The sequence below is a fragment of the Calothrix sp. NIES-2100 genome, from assembly GCF_963875285.1.
In the GTDB taxonomy this organism is placed as follows: Bacteria; Cyanobacteriota; Cyanobacteriia; order Cyanobacteriales; family Nostocaceae; genus Aulosira.
In genome coordinates this window covers 4215395-4232146 of record NZ_CAWNLA010000001.1, presented here as the reverse complement: position 1 = coordinate 4232146, position 16752 = coordinate 4215395, and the positions used below count along the sequence as shown (strand labels likewise).

Here is a 16752-nt window from a genome sequence, read left to right as displayed (position 1 = left end):
TGACGGTTGACAGTTGACGGTTGTCGGGTGACAATAAACACTTTGTTAGGCTAGTTTAGCGGTTGACAGTGAACAGTCAACCGTTGTCACTTAACAATTATGGAAACCTTTCAAAATTTGCGAGTTTACCAATTATCAGAAAAGCTAGCGAATGAAATTTGGTTTGTTGTAGAGAAATGGGATTATTTTGCCAAAGATACAATTGGGAAACAAATTGTTAAATCAGCAGACAGTATAGGTGCTAATATTGCAGAAGGTAATGGTCGCTATAATTTACAAGATAATCAAAGATTTGTAAAAATTGCTAGAGGTTCTTTAAATGAAACAAGGCATTGGTTAAGACTTGCTTGTAAGCGAAAACTTTTGACTCAAGAACAAATAGATATAATTAAACCAATTATTGATGAATTGTCACCTAAATTAAACGCTTATATGAACTCACTTAAAAGGAAATCTGAATAACAGTCAACAGTCAACAGTTAACAGTCAACGCGAAATCACATCCCCTTTTAGGGGTGGGATGAGCTTAAGAGAGATATTCAATAATTTTCTATGTTCAAAGTTCTTCCCAAACAAACAGCTTCTATGCATACCCGTGACGGTGTGCGTTTAGATGCAGATATTTACCGTCCTGATGCTCAGGGTAAATTTCCAGTATTATTAATGAGACAACCTTATGGTAGAGCGATCGCATCTACTGTTGTCTATGCTCATCCTACTTGGTATGCTGCCCAAGGTTATATTGTTGTGATTCAGGATGTCCGGGGACGTGGTACTTCTGAAGGAGAATTTAAATTATTTGTCCATGAAATTACAGACGGCGAAGATACGGTAAATTGGGCGGCGAATCTTCCCCAAAGTAATGGTAAAGTTGGGATGTATGGCTTTTCCTATCAAGGGATGACTCAACTATATGCTGCTGCTACCAAACCCAGCGCTTTACAAACAATTTGTCCGGCAATGATTGGCTATGATTTGTATACCGATTGGGCTTATGAAGGTGGTGCATTCTGTTACCAAACTAATCTTGCATGGGCGATTCAATTAGCAACTGAAACCGCCCGCTTACGCCAAGATAAAGCAACTTATCAAGCCTTATTTGCTGCTGCTCGCAATTTGCCTTTAACTAATCCAGAAATTCTCCAAACTCTCGCCCCTGATTCTTTTTATCACGATTGGCTGGCTAATTCCCAAGCAGATGCAAACTATTGGCAAGAACTTTCACCGAAACGCTATTTGCAAACTGTTGATTTGCCTATGTTCCATATTGGGGGATGGTTTGATACTTATCTGCGGGGGACTCTGCATTTATATCAAGATATGGCAGCCCGTAGCCACACACCCCAACATCTCTTAGTCGGGCCTTGGGCACATTTACCTTGGGGTCGTAAAGTTGGTAATGCTGACTTCGGTGCAAACGCAGCTAGTCCTGTAGATAGGATGCAAATTCGCTGGTTCGATCAGTTTCTTAAAGGTGTAGATACAGGTTTACTGAAAGAACAGCCTGTTTGCTTATTTGAAATGGGAAGTAATATTTGGCGCAGTTTTCCCAATTTAAAAACACAATCTCAGAAATTTTATTATTTGTCAACTACCGGACTAGCTAGTATCCGCGAAGATTCTGGAAAACTCAGCACTGAGCGATCGGCAACCAGCACTACTGACGTATTAGTTCACGATCCTTGGCGACCGGTTCCGGCTTTGGGTGGACATGCAGCGATACCAGCGGGAGTGTTTGAGCGATCGCATTTAGATTTACGTTCAGATATATTAACTTACACTAGCGAACCACTCAAAGCCGACTTACATTTAGTAGGGAATGCGATCGCTCAAATCTTTTGCAGTGCAGATCAACCCAGTTATGATTTGTGTGCCATACTGTCGGAAGTTCATCCTGATGGGCAAGTATATAATTTGACCCAAGGTTATGTACATTGTCGAGTAGGAACGAATTCCGCACCCGTAAAAATTCAACTGCAAGCGACTTGTGCGCGGATTTCGCAAGGTAATGCTTTACGACTGAGTTTGAGTGCAGCATGTTTTCCCGCCTACCCCATGAACTCTGGAAATGGTGTAGTTATTAATAGCGAAGGTTTGCTGAATGCTCAGATTATTACCTTAACAGTGAGTTGTGGAGGTGAGGGGAATTCTCAACTTTTATTATCTGTGATGACACCTTCTTAATCATGCCTTCCTGATAACTATTTGTAAATCAATATGCTAATTAGAACTAAACAATTTCAAATATCGCCCAAAGACTTGAAGGGAATTATTGCCGTTGATTATTATAAGCGCATGAAGTTAACCTTAATTATCTTGTCGGTTCTCATAGTCATAAATATTATCTTTGCTATCATCGAAAAGCGATTTGATTGGTGGTTGATATATCTCTTGGGTTTAATGGCTTACTTTCTATCTGTACCGCTTTTTTTTCGTCTGCAAGGACGCACTTCCGCATTAAATTTCCAGAGTAGATACTGCGAAATGGATGAAAACTTTTTTGCGATATTTTTTGAAGATGGTAGTATCACCAAGCTCAGATATGAGCATTTTCTGAAAGTTGTCAAAAAAAGTGAGTATTATTTTTTATATATCACAAAAATGCAATATCACTATTTACCTGTAGCAGCTTTTGAGTCAGAAAAAGATATGCACAGGTTTGATTTATTTTTAGAAGGTAAACAACTAATTAAATTGTGGTAAGGGGATTGGGCATTGGGCATTGCGGAGATGAGGGAAGGGGACAAATGACAAATGACAAATGACAAATGACTATTGACAAATGACTATTGACTATTGACTTATTCTGGATCGCAGCGAATCTCAATCATAAAACCATCAGGATCGTAAAAGTACACACCTCTACCAGTAGGACGAGTTACAGGGCCGTGAGCGATCGCAATTTTATTATCTCTGATTACTGCCACTGCTTGATCGAATAACTGCGGATCGATGTCAAAAGCCAGGTGGTATGCTCTAGTGAAAGACTTTTCTGGATTGGGATCTGGTGGTGATAATTCCGGTTCCCCAAATAAATCAACAATTGTACCATCGGGAGTGATGAAGTTAGCTACTTTCCCCGCAGCGACAAGTTCAATTAAGGTGGCGGGTACTTCATCGCCTGTCAGTTCATGCAAACCCAGGATAGTTCCATAAAAGTGTCGGGAAGCTTGCATATCTTTGACGTTGAGTGCAATATGATGCACTTTACGTAAAACACCTGGAGCTAGGACACTTTGCGTACAAGAGTTAGATAGCATGGCAGAATCAACTTTCTCCACAAAGATAGAAGTTCAACTCTTTATTTAGAGTTTATTATTTATCTTAAAAACTTACCATGCCTTTTGATTATTCTTTAGACTTCCAAAATATCAATTTTCGCCAACATCCTGAACTGTATCGTGTTGGCAAAGGTGAGCAAGGTGTACTTTTGGTAGAACCATATAAATCGGAAATTCTCCCTTACTGGCGATTTAAAAATCCTGATATTGCTAGAGAATCGAGCGAAAAAATCTATGAAATTTTTCTAGCTTATTTAGAGCAAGATGATTTTGTTGGTGCAGATATGGCCAGGAAGTTTTTACAAATGGGTTATACTCGCTCTCGCCGTTATGCTAATCATAAAAGCGGCAGAAAGTATAAAAAAACTTCGCCAGAGATGGGTGAAAAAAAAGAAATTCTACCTAATGAAGTAGATCCAATTAAAGCCGAATCCGCAGCAATATTTAAAGTCAAGTGGATACAAGCTAAGACAAATGATAAATATCTCCAGCTTTTAGGCAAGCATAAACAGATGTATGAAGTAAAGTAACATAGTGTCGAAATAATTAATCATTCTAACAATATGCAACGCCAGCGACTTCCTCACAAGTTCCTCAAGCTTTAGGTATATGTTCAAGGTGAAGCCTGAAAAATCAGGGCTAAGAAGCTGGCGGTTATACGAAAATGACTAACAGAACATTTGCAACCATTGATGGCAATGAAGCTGTAGCCCAAGTAGTCTATAAATTGAATGAAGTCATTGCTATTTACCCGATTACTCCTTCTTCACCGATGGCTGAGTGGGCGGATACATGGGCGAGTGAAGGAAAACCCAACATCTGGGGGACTGTTCCATCAATTGTACAGATGCAGAGTGAAGGCGGTGTTGCTGGTGCTGTACATGGTGCTTTGCAAACAGGTTCGCTGACAACTACATTTACCGCATCTCAGGGATTATTGTTGATGATCCCGAATATGTACAAAATTGCCGGAGAGTTAACACCTACAGTATTTCATATTGCCGCGCGATCGCTCGCAGCTCAAGCTCTCTCCATTTTCGGCGATCATAGTGATGTGATGTCAGCGCGGAGTACTGGTTTTGCGATGCTGTGTGCTGCATCTGTGCAAGAAGCTTATGATTTTGCTTTAATTAGCACCAGGGTGAGTTTAGAATCACGAGTCCCATTTCTGCACTTTTTTGATGGCTTTCGGACTTCCCACGAAATTAATAAACTGCAACTGTTAGCAGAGAATGATTTACAAAAATTTATACCAGATGAATTAGTATTTGCTCATCGTTCCCGCGCCCTCACTCCCGATAAACCGGTGTTACGGGGTACAGCACAAAACCCCGATGTTTACTTCCAAGCTAGGGAAACTGTTAATCCTTACTATTTAGCTTGTCCAGATATCACCCAAAAAGTGATGGATGAATTTGCGGCGATGACTGGACGACAATACCAATTATTTGAATATTACGGTGACCCATCTGCTGAACGAGTTATTGTTTTGATGGGTTCTGGTTGTGAAGCCGTCCATGAAACTGTAGATTATTTAAATAGTATTGGTGAGAAAGTTGGGGTTATTAAAGTTAGATTATATCGCCCCTTTGATGGTTCGCGATTTGTCGCCGCTTTACCAACAACTATTCAAAGCATAGCTGTTTTAGACCGCACCAAAGAACCAGGCGCATTGGGTGAGCCACTTTATTTAGATGTGATAGCTGCGATTCATGAGGGATGGGGAGCAGGGGGGCAGGGGAGCAGGGGAGCAGGGGAAACAATTTCTTCCTTGTCCCCCTTGTCTCCCTTGTCTCCCTTGTCCTCCTCATCCCCCCCATCCCCTAAAATCATTGGTGGGCGTTACGGTTTATCTTCTAAAGAATTCACCCCAGCAATGATTAAAGCTGTCTTTGATAATCTTGCTGCGGCTGAACCAAAAAATCATTTTACGGTGGGAATCAACGATGATGTTACCCACACCAGCTTGAATTACGACTCGGAATTTAACATCGAATCAGACGACACAGTGAGAGCTATTTTTTATGGTTTAGGTGCAGATGGGACAGTAGGCGCTAATAAAAACTCAATCAAAATTATTGGGGAAGAAACAGACAATTACGCCCAAGGTTATTTTGTCTACGATTCCAAAAAATCCGGTTCAGTGACAGTTTCCCATCTCCGCTTTGGTGCTAAACCAATTCGCTCTACATATTTAATTACTCAAGCCAATTTTATTGCCTGTCATCAATGGGATTTTATCGAAAAGTTTCCTATCCTCAAAGATATTATTCCTGGTGGTACATTCTTAATTAATTCTCCTTATGACAAAGCGGAAGTTTGGCATCATCTACCAACCTCAGTCCAAGAGCAAATTACCCAGAAACATCTCCAAGTTTATGTAATTAACGCTTACAAAGTCGCCCGTGCCGCTGGGATGGCTGGACGTATTAATACGGTAATGCAGGTATGTTTCTTTGCATTATCGGGTGTTTTACCACGAGAAGATGCGATCGCCGAAATTAAAAAGTCCATCCGCAAGACGTATGGTAAAAAGGGCGATGAAATTGTCCAAATGAATATCAACGCCGTTGATACCACCTTAGATAATTTATATCCAGTAGAGATTGGCAAACTAAACCTCAATCTCGAATCCCCAATCGAAAATTCAAAATTTATTGACAATGCGCCCGCTTTTGTCCGCGATGTCCTTGGTAAAATGATTGCTCGTGAAGGGGATGAACTCCCAGTTAGTGCTTTACCATGTGACGGTACTTATCCCACAGGTACGGCGAAATGGGAAAAACGCAACATTGCTCAAGAAATCCCCGTTTGGGACTCTGATGTCTGCGTCCAGTGTGGTAAGTGCGTGATGGTCTGTCCTCATAGTGTGATTCGTAGTAAAGTTTACGAAGCAGAGCAGTTAGAAACCGCACCTGCAACATTCAAGAGTACTAATGCCAAAGACCACGATTGGAAAGGTTTAAAATACACCATTCAAGTAGCTGCTGAAGATTGTACAGGTTGCGGTATTTGCGTAGATGTTTGTCCAGCCAAGGATAAAACAGAACTACGCCGCAAAGCTATTAACATGGCTCCGCAATTGCCATTACGAGAACAAGAACGGGAAAATTGGGATTTCTTCCTCAATCTCCCCAATCCAGATAGACGAGATTTGAAGCTAACTCATATTAACCAGCAGCAAATGCAAGAACCTTTATTTGAGTTTTCTGGGGCTTGCGCTGGTTGTGGTGAGACACCTTATATTAAGTTAGCCACACAATTGTTTGGCGATCGCATGATTGTCGCCAACGCCACTGGTTGTTCTTCCATCTATGGCGGTAATTTACCTACTACACCTTGGACACAGAACGCCGAAGGACGCGGCCCTGCTTGGTCTAACTCGCTATTTGAAGATAACGCCGAATTTGGGCTAGGTTTTCGTGTTTCTATCGATAAACAGGCAGAATTTGCCGCCCAATTACTGCAAAATCTCACACCAGAATTGGGTGAAGAATTAGTAAATAGTATTCTCAAAGCGGTACAAAAAGACGAAGCTGATATTTGGGAACAACGCCAACGAGTAGAAATACTGAAACAGCGCCTAGATGAAATCATCAATTCCTCATCAGACTTCAATCTAAAATCTAAAATCCAAAATCTAAAATCCCTTGCTGATTACTTGGTGAAGAAAAGCGTTTGGATTATCGGCGGTGATGGTTGGGGTTATGATATCGGCTTTGGGGGATTGGATCACGTTTTAGCTAGCGATCGCAACGTGAATATTCTCATCCTCGATACAGAAATTTATTCCAACACTGGCGGACAAAATTCCAAAGCGACTCCTAAAGGGGCTGTAGCTAAATTTGCTTCCGGCGGAAAAGCTGCACCGAAAAAAGACATAGGCTTAATGGCGATGACTTACGGTAATGTTTATGTTGCTAGTGTGGCAATGGGTGCAAGAGATGAACACACCCTCAAAGCATTTCTAGAAGCCGAAGCTTACGAAGGCCCATCACTAATTATTGCCTATAGCCATTGCATCGCCCACGGCATCAACATGACTACAGGAATGCAGAATCAAAAAGCGGCTGTTGATTCCGGTAAATGCTTATTATATCGGTTCCATCCAGAGCGAGCCAAACATGGAGAAAACCCACTACAGCTAGATTCCCGCTCACCTAAGTTACCAATGGAGCAATATATGTACTTAGAAAATCGCTTCAAGATGTTGACCAAGAGTAACCCCGAAGCGGCAAAGCAGCTACTCAAAGAAGCTCAAGAAGATGTAAATATTCGTTGGCAGATGTATCAGTATTTGGCTGCACGCCAACTGAAGGATGAAGTATGAAGGATGAAGTATGAAATTACCCCTAATCCCTAATCCCTAGGGCGTGTTTTCAAACTACTCGTTTAGCCTTCTAAATTTCTCGATCCCCCTAAATCCCCCTTTCCAAGGGGGACTTTGAAAGTCTTTTCGCCCCCCTTTTTAAGGGGGGTAGGGGGGATCTAAGACGCAAGAAAACACGCCCTAATCCCTAGCCCCTAGCCCCTAATCCCTAGCCCCTAGTAGAGTTAACTATGTCAGAAACTCATCATGAAATAGCCGATTGTCCTAAATGTGGAAAGCGTGATTTTGTTGAACAGAATGAACAGAAATGGCTTTGTTTAAGCTGTGGATTTTCTAAAGATTTGTCGCGCTTGGAAGAAGCAGAACCAGAGAGTGCAATCGGAGGAATGTGGATATTTGTGTTACTTGGTACATTAATTTGGATGGTGCTAATGCTTTGAAACTTTCAGATTTACCCACTTCTCAAAAGATTTTAGCTAATAAAAATTTAAATTTTCATTATGGACATCACTACATCTTATCTGGGGATGAGATTGCGATCGCCTTTAGTTCCCTCCGCATCTCCCCTATCGGAAGACATTGACAACATTCAGCGCATGGAAGATGCAGGTGCGGCGGCGGTGGTAATGCATTCGCTGTTTGAAGAACAATTGCGCTTAGAACGCTATGAACTTCACCATCACCTCACCCACGGTACAGAAAGCTTTCCCGAAGCTATAACTTACTTCCCTGAGCCAATTAACTTTCGAGTGGGGCCAGAAACTTATTTAGAGCATATCCACAAAGCCAAACAAAAGGTAAATATTCCGATTATTGCTAGCCTCAACGGCTCATCAGTTGGCGGGTGGACAAACTATGCTCAACAACTTCAACAAGCAGGTGCAGACGCGCTGGAACTGAATATTTACTATGTTCCTACTGACATGGAACTGACGAGTCAAGAAATTGAACAGACTTATATTGACATTCTACTTGCAGTCAAAGCAGCGGTAACTATTCCCGTAGCCGTTAAACTCAGTCCCTACTTTACTAACATGGCTAATATGGCAAAACGTTTAGATGATGCTGGGGCGAATGCGTTAGTACTATTTAACCGCTTTTACCAACCAGATATTAATCTCAATCTTTTAGAAGTTGAACCAAATGTACTATTAAGCACACCGCAATCCATGCGCTTACCTTTGCGCTGGATTGCAATACTTTATGGTCGTATTCATGCCGAATTAGCTGCAAATAGTGGCATTCATAAAGGCGAAGATGCGATCAAAATGCTCATGGCTGGTGCGAATATTACCATGTTTGCCAGCGTACTGCTACGACATGGTATCAACCAGATTCGAGTCATCGAGCAAGAACTAATCCACTGGATGGAAAAACACGAGTACGAATCAGTCACCCAAATGCAGGGAAGTATGAGCCAGAAGCATTGTCCCGATCCTAGTGCTTTTGAACGTGCCCAATATATGCGATCGCTTTCTACCTACAAGTCAGAATGGAAAGCTGCTCACGATTCATCATACTATTTTGGGTAATTTGTGCAAAAAAGGAACGAGGTTTTGTGAGGCGATCGCTCTTTGTCTATCTAGCTGAAGAATGCGATCGCTTTTTTAAGGAACTTCCAAATAAAAAAATATTCCAATCATTAACTTACCAAATCGGCAATTTGTAGGGGCGGGTTACCCCCATTGGTGTCAACTTAACGCGAAACTCATAGCCCGCCTCAGAATGAATTCTGAGTCTCATAGCAAAAGTCATCTCAAGATGACTAAAAATTATCACTTATCCTCAGTTTACTTTAGTAAACTTTGCCTATTAGCCTTGGAATTCATTCCAAGGCGGATAAGTAAGCCTTGCAATAAGCCATCTGTGGTTTAAGTTGACACGTATGGTTAAACCGGGCTACGCCTACACATTTTTATGTAGAGTTAAGAGCGATCGCTTGAATTTTAATTCTTAATGGTCAAGGTTTTGTTCTTAATGGTCGAGGTTTTGTTCTTAATGGTCGAGGTTTTGTTCTTAATGGTCAAGGTTTTGTTCTTAATGGTCGAGGTTTTGTTCTTAATGGTCGAGGTTTTGTTCTTAATGGTCAAGGTTTTGTTCTTAATAGTCAAGGTTTAAGTCTTAATGTTGTAACCTTGATGACTAAACTTTCTTGGCGACTTTTGACTTTTGACTTTTGACTTCCCCGAAGGGGTTGCCAGGTAACGAAAATTTTCTTTCTTTTTTTTACCTAGTGGCTAATCCTCCAAATCTTTATGGAAACTGGTTTCTAGCCAACGAATCGCGCTAGGTGTTACACTTTACAAGTCTCGATGCGAGAGAAGAAAAACCCCCAACGCCTCAACAACAAAACACAACCACAGATAGGGCACACGGGGGGCAGATCACTCAACGGAAAAGAACAAGTAGGGCAGTTGGAGATGACCAAACGGGGCAGATGTATTAAACCCACAACAGGGAGGTGTCCAAATGGGGCAGAGGTATCATAAGTGACTTTTGTGTAACTTATCCAGTTGCTTTTCACTCTCCATCCTACGCGATCGCCAAATTTCTCCCAGGCTTCTTCGTCATACTCGCCGTCTAGCTCACCACCAACGCTTAAATAAATTTTCTTTTGAACGCTCAAGCCAAAGCGTCCATTGCTATATTTTACCCATAAGCGGTCAATTGTGCGGAGGTCGGTACAAGGGAAGTTTAATAATTCTTCAGACTTAAAGTAATCACCTTCATTCTTACCTTTAGCCTGAATCATCACTCGATATGTTTCCATATCAGCATCTTTCCAGTTCCCTGCTGCTAGGAAGTCGCGCAGTTTGGTATAGTCTACGCCTTTTTCAGAACTGAGGTCATCGTCTTCTTTAGCTGTCAGTTCTTTGGTGTCAATTGTTGAGATTGGCTGCTGAGGAATTAAGCGATTATGTATGGCTGCAACATCCTCGTCTCGAAGTTTGAGAATTTGCTGTAATCGCTTTAATAACTTACGATTACTATCACTTAAATTTGGCTGCTTTTGTAATACCCCAGTCAGTGCTTTTTCATATTTCTGTAAGCTTTCCTGAAACTCGCGGAATGGTTTGAGAACTTCATTTTCTATCTCTTTTGCTTTTTCTGGAGTTAACCCTAGTTCCGTTTGTCTGAGATCCAGAATAAAGCGTCCCAGTTCCGATATTTCACTATCTGTAACACCACCATCTTTTACACATTGCTCAACTTCTTTGCGATACTCTAATTGCGGATCGCCTACTGGTGCTTTGGCTAAACGAATTGTATAACCTTCTTTAACTGCAAAGATTTCTGGCTTCATCGCTGGTTTTGCTTCCTGCACTTTGCGCTTGGCATATTCATGCAGTTCAGCTACTGTAATCACACCATCGTTGTCACTATCAGCGGCTCCTTTTTCAATCCCCTCAACCAAATAGCGGGTATAAACTCCACCGCCTGAATCTTCAAAGGATTTTTGTGTAGCTGTTGATGAAGTTAGCACAGCTCTACCTTCACCACCTAATTGCTCACCAATTTCATTTTTAATACTAATATTAGCAATCTCTTTGGCACTCATCCCCTCTGCAAAAGCACCACTAAAGCAGCAGTCAAGAATTAACACTTGTCGCTTAGATTTGCTGCGACTCATGTAATTTTGATGGATAAATTTGGCATCTACTGCTGTACCAATTCTGGGGAAACCTTGGGGATTGACTTGAGTGTTGCGGCTGATAAAAAATAGATTTCCGTCTTCATGTCTATAGCCATGTCCAGAAAAATAAAGCAGCACTACGTCATCTTTCTGGCATTTTTCCATAAACAACTGCTCAATTTCTGAACGCATGGTATCAGAATCAGGACTAGACAAAAATTTGACCTCATCAAATCCGCCTATCCCTGAATTCTGCAAAACACGCTGCATTGCTTCAATATCTTTAACTACACCAGATAAATTATTTATTTTTTGAGACTCATACTCACTAGCTCCAATCAGCAATGCATATTTCGCCATTTTGCTTGCTTAGTTCCGTTAAAATACGCGAATTTTCTATAATATATTTTATACAGTATACATCTGAAAGATTCCGTAAAATTGGGATGTAGCATCAACCAGGAATTTTGCCGTTACAGCGTCTTTGTACAGCGCTTAGCGCATGAAAACCGCGCAGCGTCCCGCACAATCACGATTGTAGCAAGTGGAAAGACAAGCGATCGCTGATTCATTATAGGACTTACGCAACTCTACAAATTCTTGGCGCTCTTGGCGTTCTTGGCGGTTCGATAAATCAAGCTTTTTGGCAATTTTTGCGTAAGTCCTGCATTAATAGAACTGACACAACTGGCATACAAAATAAAGGTTAGGGTTGTCAATGGTTAATAGTCAAAGTTAAATACTATGGACTATGGACTATGGACTAAAAATCTATGACCAATGATATTTTCCATCGCCTTGCCCCCTTTATCCAAGAATACATCTATCATCACAACTGGACTGAATTACGCCCAGCCCAAATTGCAGCTTGTCAAGTTATCTTTGATACCGATGCTCACTTGCTAGTTGCTGCTGCGACAGCTGCGGGGAAAACAGAAGCAGCGTTTTTACCTGTGGTGACTCGATTGTATGAAAACCCTTCTGCTACCATCGGCGCGCTATATATTGGCCCCATCAAAGCTTTAATTAACGATCAATTTGAGCGCCTCAACGGCTTACTGAAAGCAGCAGATATTCCAGTATGGCATTGGCACGGTGATGTATCTCAAAATCAGAAAAACAAGCTATTAAAAAACCCCAAAGGTATTCTGCAAATTACGCCAGAATCTTTAGAAAGTTTATTAGTAAATAAACATCAGGACTTAATCCGCTTATTTGGTGATTTACGCTTCGTTGTCATTGATGAAATTCACGCTTTTATGGGTTCGGAACGGGGTTGTCAAATTATTTGCCAATTGCAGCGGTTAGCAAACTTAACCCAAACCCAACCCCGGCGCATTGGTTTATCAGCAACTCTGGGTGATTACTCAATGGCAGAAGATTGGTTACGTTCGGGAACGGAAAAGTCAGTGATTACGCCAAAAATTGAATCAGGAAAACGTCAAATTAAACTCGCTATAGAACATTTTTATCTCAACGATGAAGTTGATGAAATCGAAGTAACTCCCTACGACAGATATCTATTCAATCTTAGTAAATCTCGCAAATGTTTGATATTTGGCAATAACCGTACCCAAACAGAATCTGTAATTGCATCCTTGCGACGAATTGCCGCAGAACAATCACTACCAGACATTTACCATGTACATCATGGCAGTATATCTGCTAGCCTGCGACAAGTTGCTGAAAATGCTATGCGCGAACCCAATAATCCGGCTGTGACAGCTGCTACTCTCACTTTAGAATTAGGTATAGATATTGGTCATTTAGAAAGAGTTATTCAGTTAGAATCGCCCCTTTCTGTAGCCAGTTTTTTACAGCGTTTAGGACGTACAGGTAGAAGAGGTGAAGCAGCTGATATGCGTTTTGTGTGCGCGGAAACTCAACCTTCCCCAGAAGCACCTTTACCAGAACAAATTCCTTGGCAATTATTACAATCTATTGCCATTATTCAACTTTATTTAGAAGAGCGATGGATTGAACCGATTAAGCCTGTCAAATATCCTTTTAGTTTGCTATATCAGCAAACAATGAGTATTTTAGCTGCCACGGGAGAACTTTCACCTATTGCTTTAGCTAAACAAGTTTTAAGCTTACCACCCTTTGCTGCTATTTCTCAAGATGATTATATCCTATTGCTCCGCTATTTAATTGATATTAACCATATTCAGCACACTGAAATGGGTAAATTAATTATTGGACTAACGGGAGAAAAAATAGTTAGAAAGTTCCAATTTTATGCTGTATTTGCTGATAGCCAAGAATATGTAGTTAAACAAGGTACAACAGCAATTGGGAGTATTTTAAAGCCGCCAATTGTGGGCAATCACTTCGCCTTAGCAGGGAGAACATGGGAAGTAACAGAAATTGATTTCAAGAAAAGGGTTATTTCTGTTAAACAAGTAGAGGGTAAGGCTAGTATTTATTGGCGTGGTGGTGGGGGAATAGTGCATACCAAAGTTTTGCAAAGAATGCGGCAGATTTTGCGGGAAGATTTAGAATATAGCTATTTACAGCCCAATGCTTTGCAATGTTTACGAACAGTGCGCCAGTTAGCCAGAGAAGCTGGTTTAGATAAACAAAATATAGTGCTTTTAGAAAAAGGTAAATGTTGTATTTTTCCTTGGATGGGAACTTTAGCTTGTCGCACATTGGAAAGATGGCTAAATTCCTGTTGTCGAGAATCCTTGGAAATTAAAAGTATTGGTGGTAGCAGTCCGTATTATCTGACAATCAAGTTAGGTAAGGATAAGTTTCAATACTTGGCTAAAGAAATTACAGCTTTGGCGGCAGAAAGAATTATTCCTGAGTATTTAGTGAGTGAATCAGAAGCGCCAGAACTGCAAAAATATGATGAATTTATTCCTCACCCGCTATTACGCAAAGCTTTTGTGAGTGATTATTTAGATATCGAAGAATTAAAACAGCAAGTGGCGCAATGGTAGTTTAAAAAAATCCCGTATTCATACCATTTCTCTGTGACGATGCACTTAATATTTATAAATTAACCGCCAAGTACGCCAAGTACGCCAAGAAAGAGAGAGTTAATCATTTAGTGCAAGTTTATAGAGAAGGTATCAGGATTTTACCTACATTTCTCACAAGCAGTAGGGGTGGGTTCACAAATATAATCCAATCATTCACGACTATCTCGCTTAACCCGCCCCTAAGACCTCTGGACTACGATTAAATAGGTAACTTGCCTTGTAGTAAATGAAATTGAGACTTAACACAACTAGCGCAACTGCAACCAAGTTGATCGCTGATGGGATTGGATGCAGGTGTTAATTTTGGGGCGATGAATTCATGCATGGGTTGTGCAGATACTACCATCGTGATTTGTGTGGCATCTGCATAATTTACACTGGCTGCCTGTGCTGGATTGGTGATGAACAGCACAGATGCAACAAAGGCAGGAAAAGCAAGCAAAATCAGTTTGAGTATATTCATAGTTCAGAAATAAAGACTGCTGGTGATACAGCATAGCCAATAAATTGGCTACGTTCAACCGAGACTACGGAGATTAATGACTGGTAAATTTCTTAATTAGTGCCCAAAAAATCATGATGAATAACCGTCTGACAAATATCTATCCTGGCGAAATTCTGCAAGTAGAATTTTTGGAACCGCTAAATATTACAGCTTATAGATTGAGCAAAGATATAGGTGTTGCTCAAACACGGATTAGCGAAATTTTATCAGGAAAGCGCAGTATTACAGCAGATACAGCTTTGCGGCTATCTCGCTATTTTGGTAACAGCGCTCAGTTTTGGTTGAATTTACAAACCCAATATGATTTACGCCAAGCTTTGTCAGAGAATGCAGAAGTTTACAATCAAATTCCTCAACTTCCCTGTCATGATGTAGCCTAAGAAATGAAGTCTAGCCCTTTCAAGGTGGATAAAAATTTTGCTCAAAAAATCTCTTTTTAATCTCTTATCTCTGTGTCCTCTGTGTCTCTGTGGTTAAATAAATTACTATTTTAACCGCAGAGTCCGCAGAGAGCGCAGAGAAAAAACGGATTTTACGAGTCACCTTGAAAGGGGTAGAAATGAAGTCTTACTCACTGTACAAATTAATTATTTTATGAATTGACCAAAATCGGAAATTTCCGGCTTTGCTCAATCATTAGTTTGATGGTACATAAATCCGCGCTATGCAGGGTTTAGCAGTGCTCATACGTGTCAACTTAACGCCAAACCCTGATCAAGACGTAATTTTGAATTAAATCGCCTACCATCAAGATCCGCGTTACCCCACCCCGGCTTTGCTGACGCAAAACCTCCCCTCCCCGTTTACGGGGAGGGGATTGAGGGGTGGGGTAAAATGCATGTGGAATAAGCGTTTGAGCTTAAGTTGACACCAATGAGCAGTGCTAAACCCTTACGACAGATGTGTTTTTTCCATGATTCATATTTGGTATTCTCTGATTTATATCCAAATCGTTAATCAGATAATACTTTTGACCAAATAAGTAATTCTCCTTGTTCGCCACCGGCGGCGAGATAATTACTTTGAGGATGCCAAGCGAGACAGGAAAATCCTGCTGATACACCTGTAAGAATTTGGCTGACTTCTTGGGCATTATTCCACAAACACAGCCAGCCGTCAGCAGCGGCGGAAGCTAGTAGGAAGCTTTGGGGTGCAAATGCGATCGCATTTATTACCTCTACATGATTAGTCAAAACTCTTGCTTCCCATCCTAAGGAATCATCTTCCAGTTTTTCCCAAACTACAACACCTTCAACGCTGGATGATGCTAAAATCGGTGCGCCTAATGATGTGGTAGCTTCTGACCATGCTAATTGGCGAATTTTACCCGGAAACCCGCGCATCACCCAAGGGTCAGGGTTACCCCATTCCAAAAGGGTGACGCTACGATCCATGTTACCCGAACCGAGAAATTTACCATCGGGAGACCATGCCATCGCTACACTCACGGTAGACATGGATAATATATATGGTTCCTCATCCCAGTCTTGGGTGTGCCAAATCTTCACCCCCTGATAACCGCTAATGGCTAAGTATTGCCCATCCCTGCGCCAGTCAATACCCAACACCGATGAGTTATCAAAATTTAAGGTGACAACAATATCATTAGTATCTGCATCCCAAACTTGGACATAACGCCCCAAACTAAAAGCCAGTTGATTACTAGTATGATTCCAAGCTAGCTTATCAACCCATGCTGGGGCATTGTCCAAAGTGGCGATTAATTCATCACCTTGCCAAATTTTTACCTGTCCATCTTGTCCCGCAACAGCTAAAAATTTACCATCAGGCGAAAAAGCAATGCAATCTACTGATTTACCATTCCCAGTCTGCAAGGTGACTAAGTCATCATGATTCCACATCACTACTTCCCCCGCCGCCGAAGTGGCTGCTAGGGTATTACCATCAGTTGACCAAGCGATCGCAGTTACATAATCTGAAAGTAACCCTGAAGAGTATTCTGCAAATTCTTGGGATTTAGTGGTTGTGGAGTTCATGGGGAAGGGGAAGGGGGA

At 41.2% G+C, this 16752-nt stretch carries 13 protein-coding genes; 9 read left to right on the top strand and 4 right to left on the bottom strand.

The genetic code is table 11. From position 1 onward, the window contains the following. The first annotated feature begins 99 nt into the window (after window positions 1–99). From AACU32_RS17270 to AACU32_RS17260, 3 genes are all read left to right on the top strand, one after another. Window positions 100–462, top strand: a complete 363-nt coding sequence (locus tag AACU32_RS17270; protein ID WP_096601543.1) for a four helix bundle protein — start codon at window positions 100–102, stop codon at window positions 460–462. Window positions 463–552: 90 nt separating this feature from the next. Beyond that, window positions 553–2184 (top strand): CocE/NonD family hydrolase, encoded by a 1632-nt coding sequence (locus AACU32_RS17265; protein ID WP_339378001.1) that lies wholly within the window; start codon window positions 553–555, stop codon window positions 2182–2184. 33 nt (window positions 2185–2217) lie between these two features. Further along, entirely contained in the window at window positions 2218–2703 is a 486-nt protein-coding gene (locus tag AACU32_RS17260) for a YcxB family protein (protein WP_096601538.1), read from the top strand. A gap of 98 nt (window positions 2704–2801) precedes the next feature. Here AACU32_RS17260 and AACU32_RS17255 read toward each other — a convergent pair whose 3' ends face one another. Next, window positions 2802–3260 (bottom strand): VOC family protein, encoded by a 459-nt coding sequence (locus AACU32_RS17255; protein WP_096601535.1) that lies wholly within the window; start codon window positions 3258–3260, stop codon window positions 2802–2804. Window positions 3261–3337: 77 nt separating this feature from the next. On the opposite strand from AACU32_RS17255, the gene AACU32_RS17250 reads away from it, so the two are divergent. The 4 genes from AACU32_RS17250 to AACU32_RS17235 all read left to right on the top strand — a co-directional run bounded on the left by AACU32_RS17250 (window position 3338) and on the right by AACU32_RS17235 (window position 9143). Next, on the top strand, window positions 3338–3811 hold the full coding sequence (locus AACU32_RS17250) for a DUF4385 domain-containing protein (protein ID WP_096601532.1): 474 nt from the start codon (window positions 3338–3340) through the stop codon (window positions 3809–3811). A gap of 134 nt (window positions 3812–3945) precedes the next feature. After that, window positions 3946–7611 (top strand): pyruvate:ferredoxin (flavodoxin) oxidoreductase, encoded by a 3666-nt coding sequence (gene nifJ, locus AACU32_RS17245; RefSeq protein ID WP_096601529.1) that lies wholly within the window; start codon window positions 3946–3948, stop codon window positions 7609–7611. Window positions 7612–7841: 230 nt separating this feature from the next. Next, window positions 7842–8051, top strand: coding sequence for a hypothetical protein (locus tag AACU32_RS17240; protein ID WP_096601526.1), 210 nt, complete (start codon window positions 7842–7844; stop codon window positions 8049–8051). A gap of 60 nt (window positions 8052–8111) precedes the next feature. Then, window positions 8112–9143, top strand: a complete 1032-nt coding sequence (locus tag AACU32_RS17235; protein WP_096601523.1) for a dihydroorotate dehydrogenase-like protein — start codon at window positions 8112–8114, stop codon at window positions 9141–9143. Window positions 9144–9904: 761 nt separating this feature from the next. Here the strand turns inward: AACU32_RS17235 and AACU32_RS40750 are convergent. Then, the gene (locus tag AACU32_RS40750) at window positions 9905–11605 is read right to left on the bottom strand and encodes a caspase, EACC1-associated type (protein ID WP_445223182.1); all 1701 of its coding nucleotides are present in this window, start codon (window positions 11603–11605) and stop codon (window positions 9905–9907) included. Between the two features lie 413 nt (window positions 11606–12018). On the opposite strand from AACU32_RS40750, the gene AACU32_RS17220 reads away from it, so the two are divergent. Continuing rightward, complete coding sequence (locus AACU32_RS17220) at window positions 12019–14190, top strand: DEAD/DEAH box helicase (RefSeq protein WP_096601520.1); 2172 nt, start codon at window positions 12019–12021, stop codon at window positions 14188–14190. Between the two features lie 241 nt (window positions 14191–14431). Here AACU32_RS17220 and AACU32_RS17215 read toward each other — a convergent pair whose 3' ends face one another. Next, window positions 14432–14695: a hypothetical protein gene (locus tag AACU32_RS17215; RefSeq protein WP_096601516.1), complete on the bottom strand. Its 264-nt coding sequence runs from the start codon at window positions 14693–14695 to the stop codon at window positions 14432–14434. Between the two features lie 113 nt (window positions 14696–14808). Between AACU32_RS17215 and AACU32_RS17210 the strand changes: the two genes are divergently transcribed. After that, window positions 14809–15117, top strand: a complete 309-nt coding sequence (locus AACU32_RS17210; protein WP_096601513.1) for a HigA family addiction module antitoxin — start codon at window positions 14809–14811, stop codon at window positions 15115–15117. A 573-nt stretch (window positions 15118–15690) separates the two neighbouring features. On the opposite strand, the gene AACU32_RS17205 is transcribed toward AACU32_RS17210, so the two are convergent. Then, window positions 15691–16734 (bottom strand): WD40 repeat domain-containing protein, encoded by a 1044-nt coding sequence (locus AACU32_RS17205; RefSeq protein WP_096601509.1) that lies wholly within the window; start codon window positions 16732–16734, stop codon window positions 15691–15693. Window positions 16735–16752: the final 18 nt, after the last annotated feature.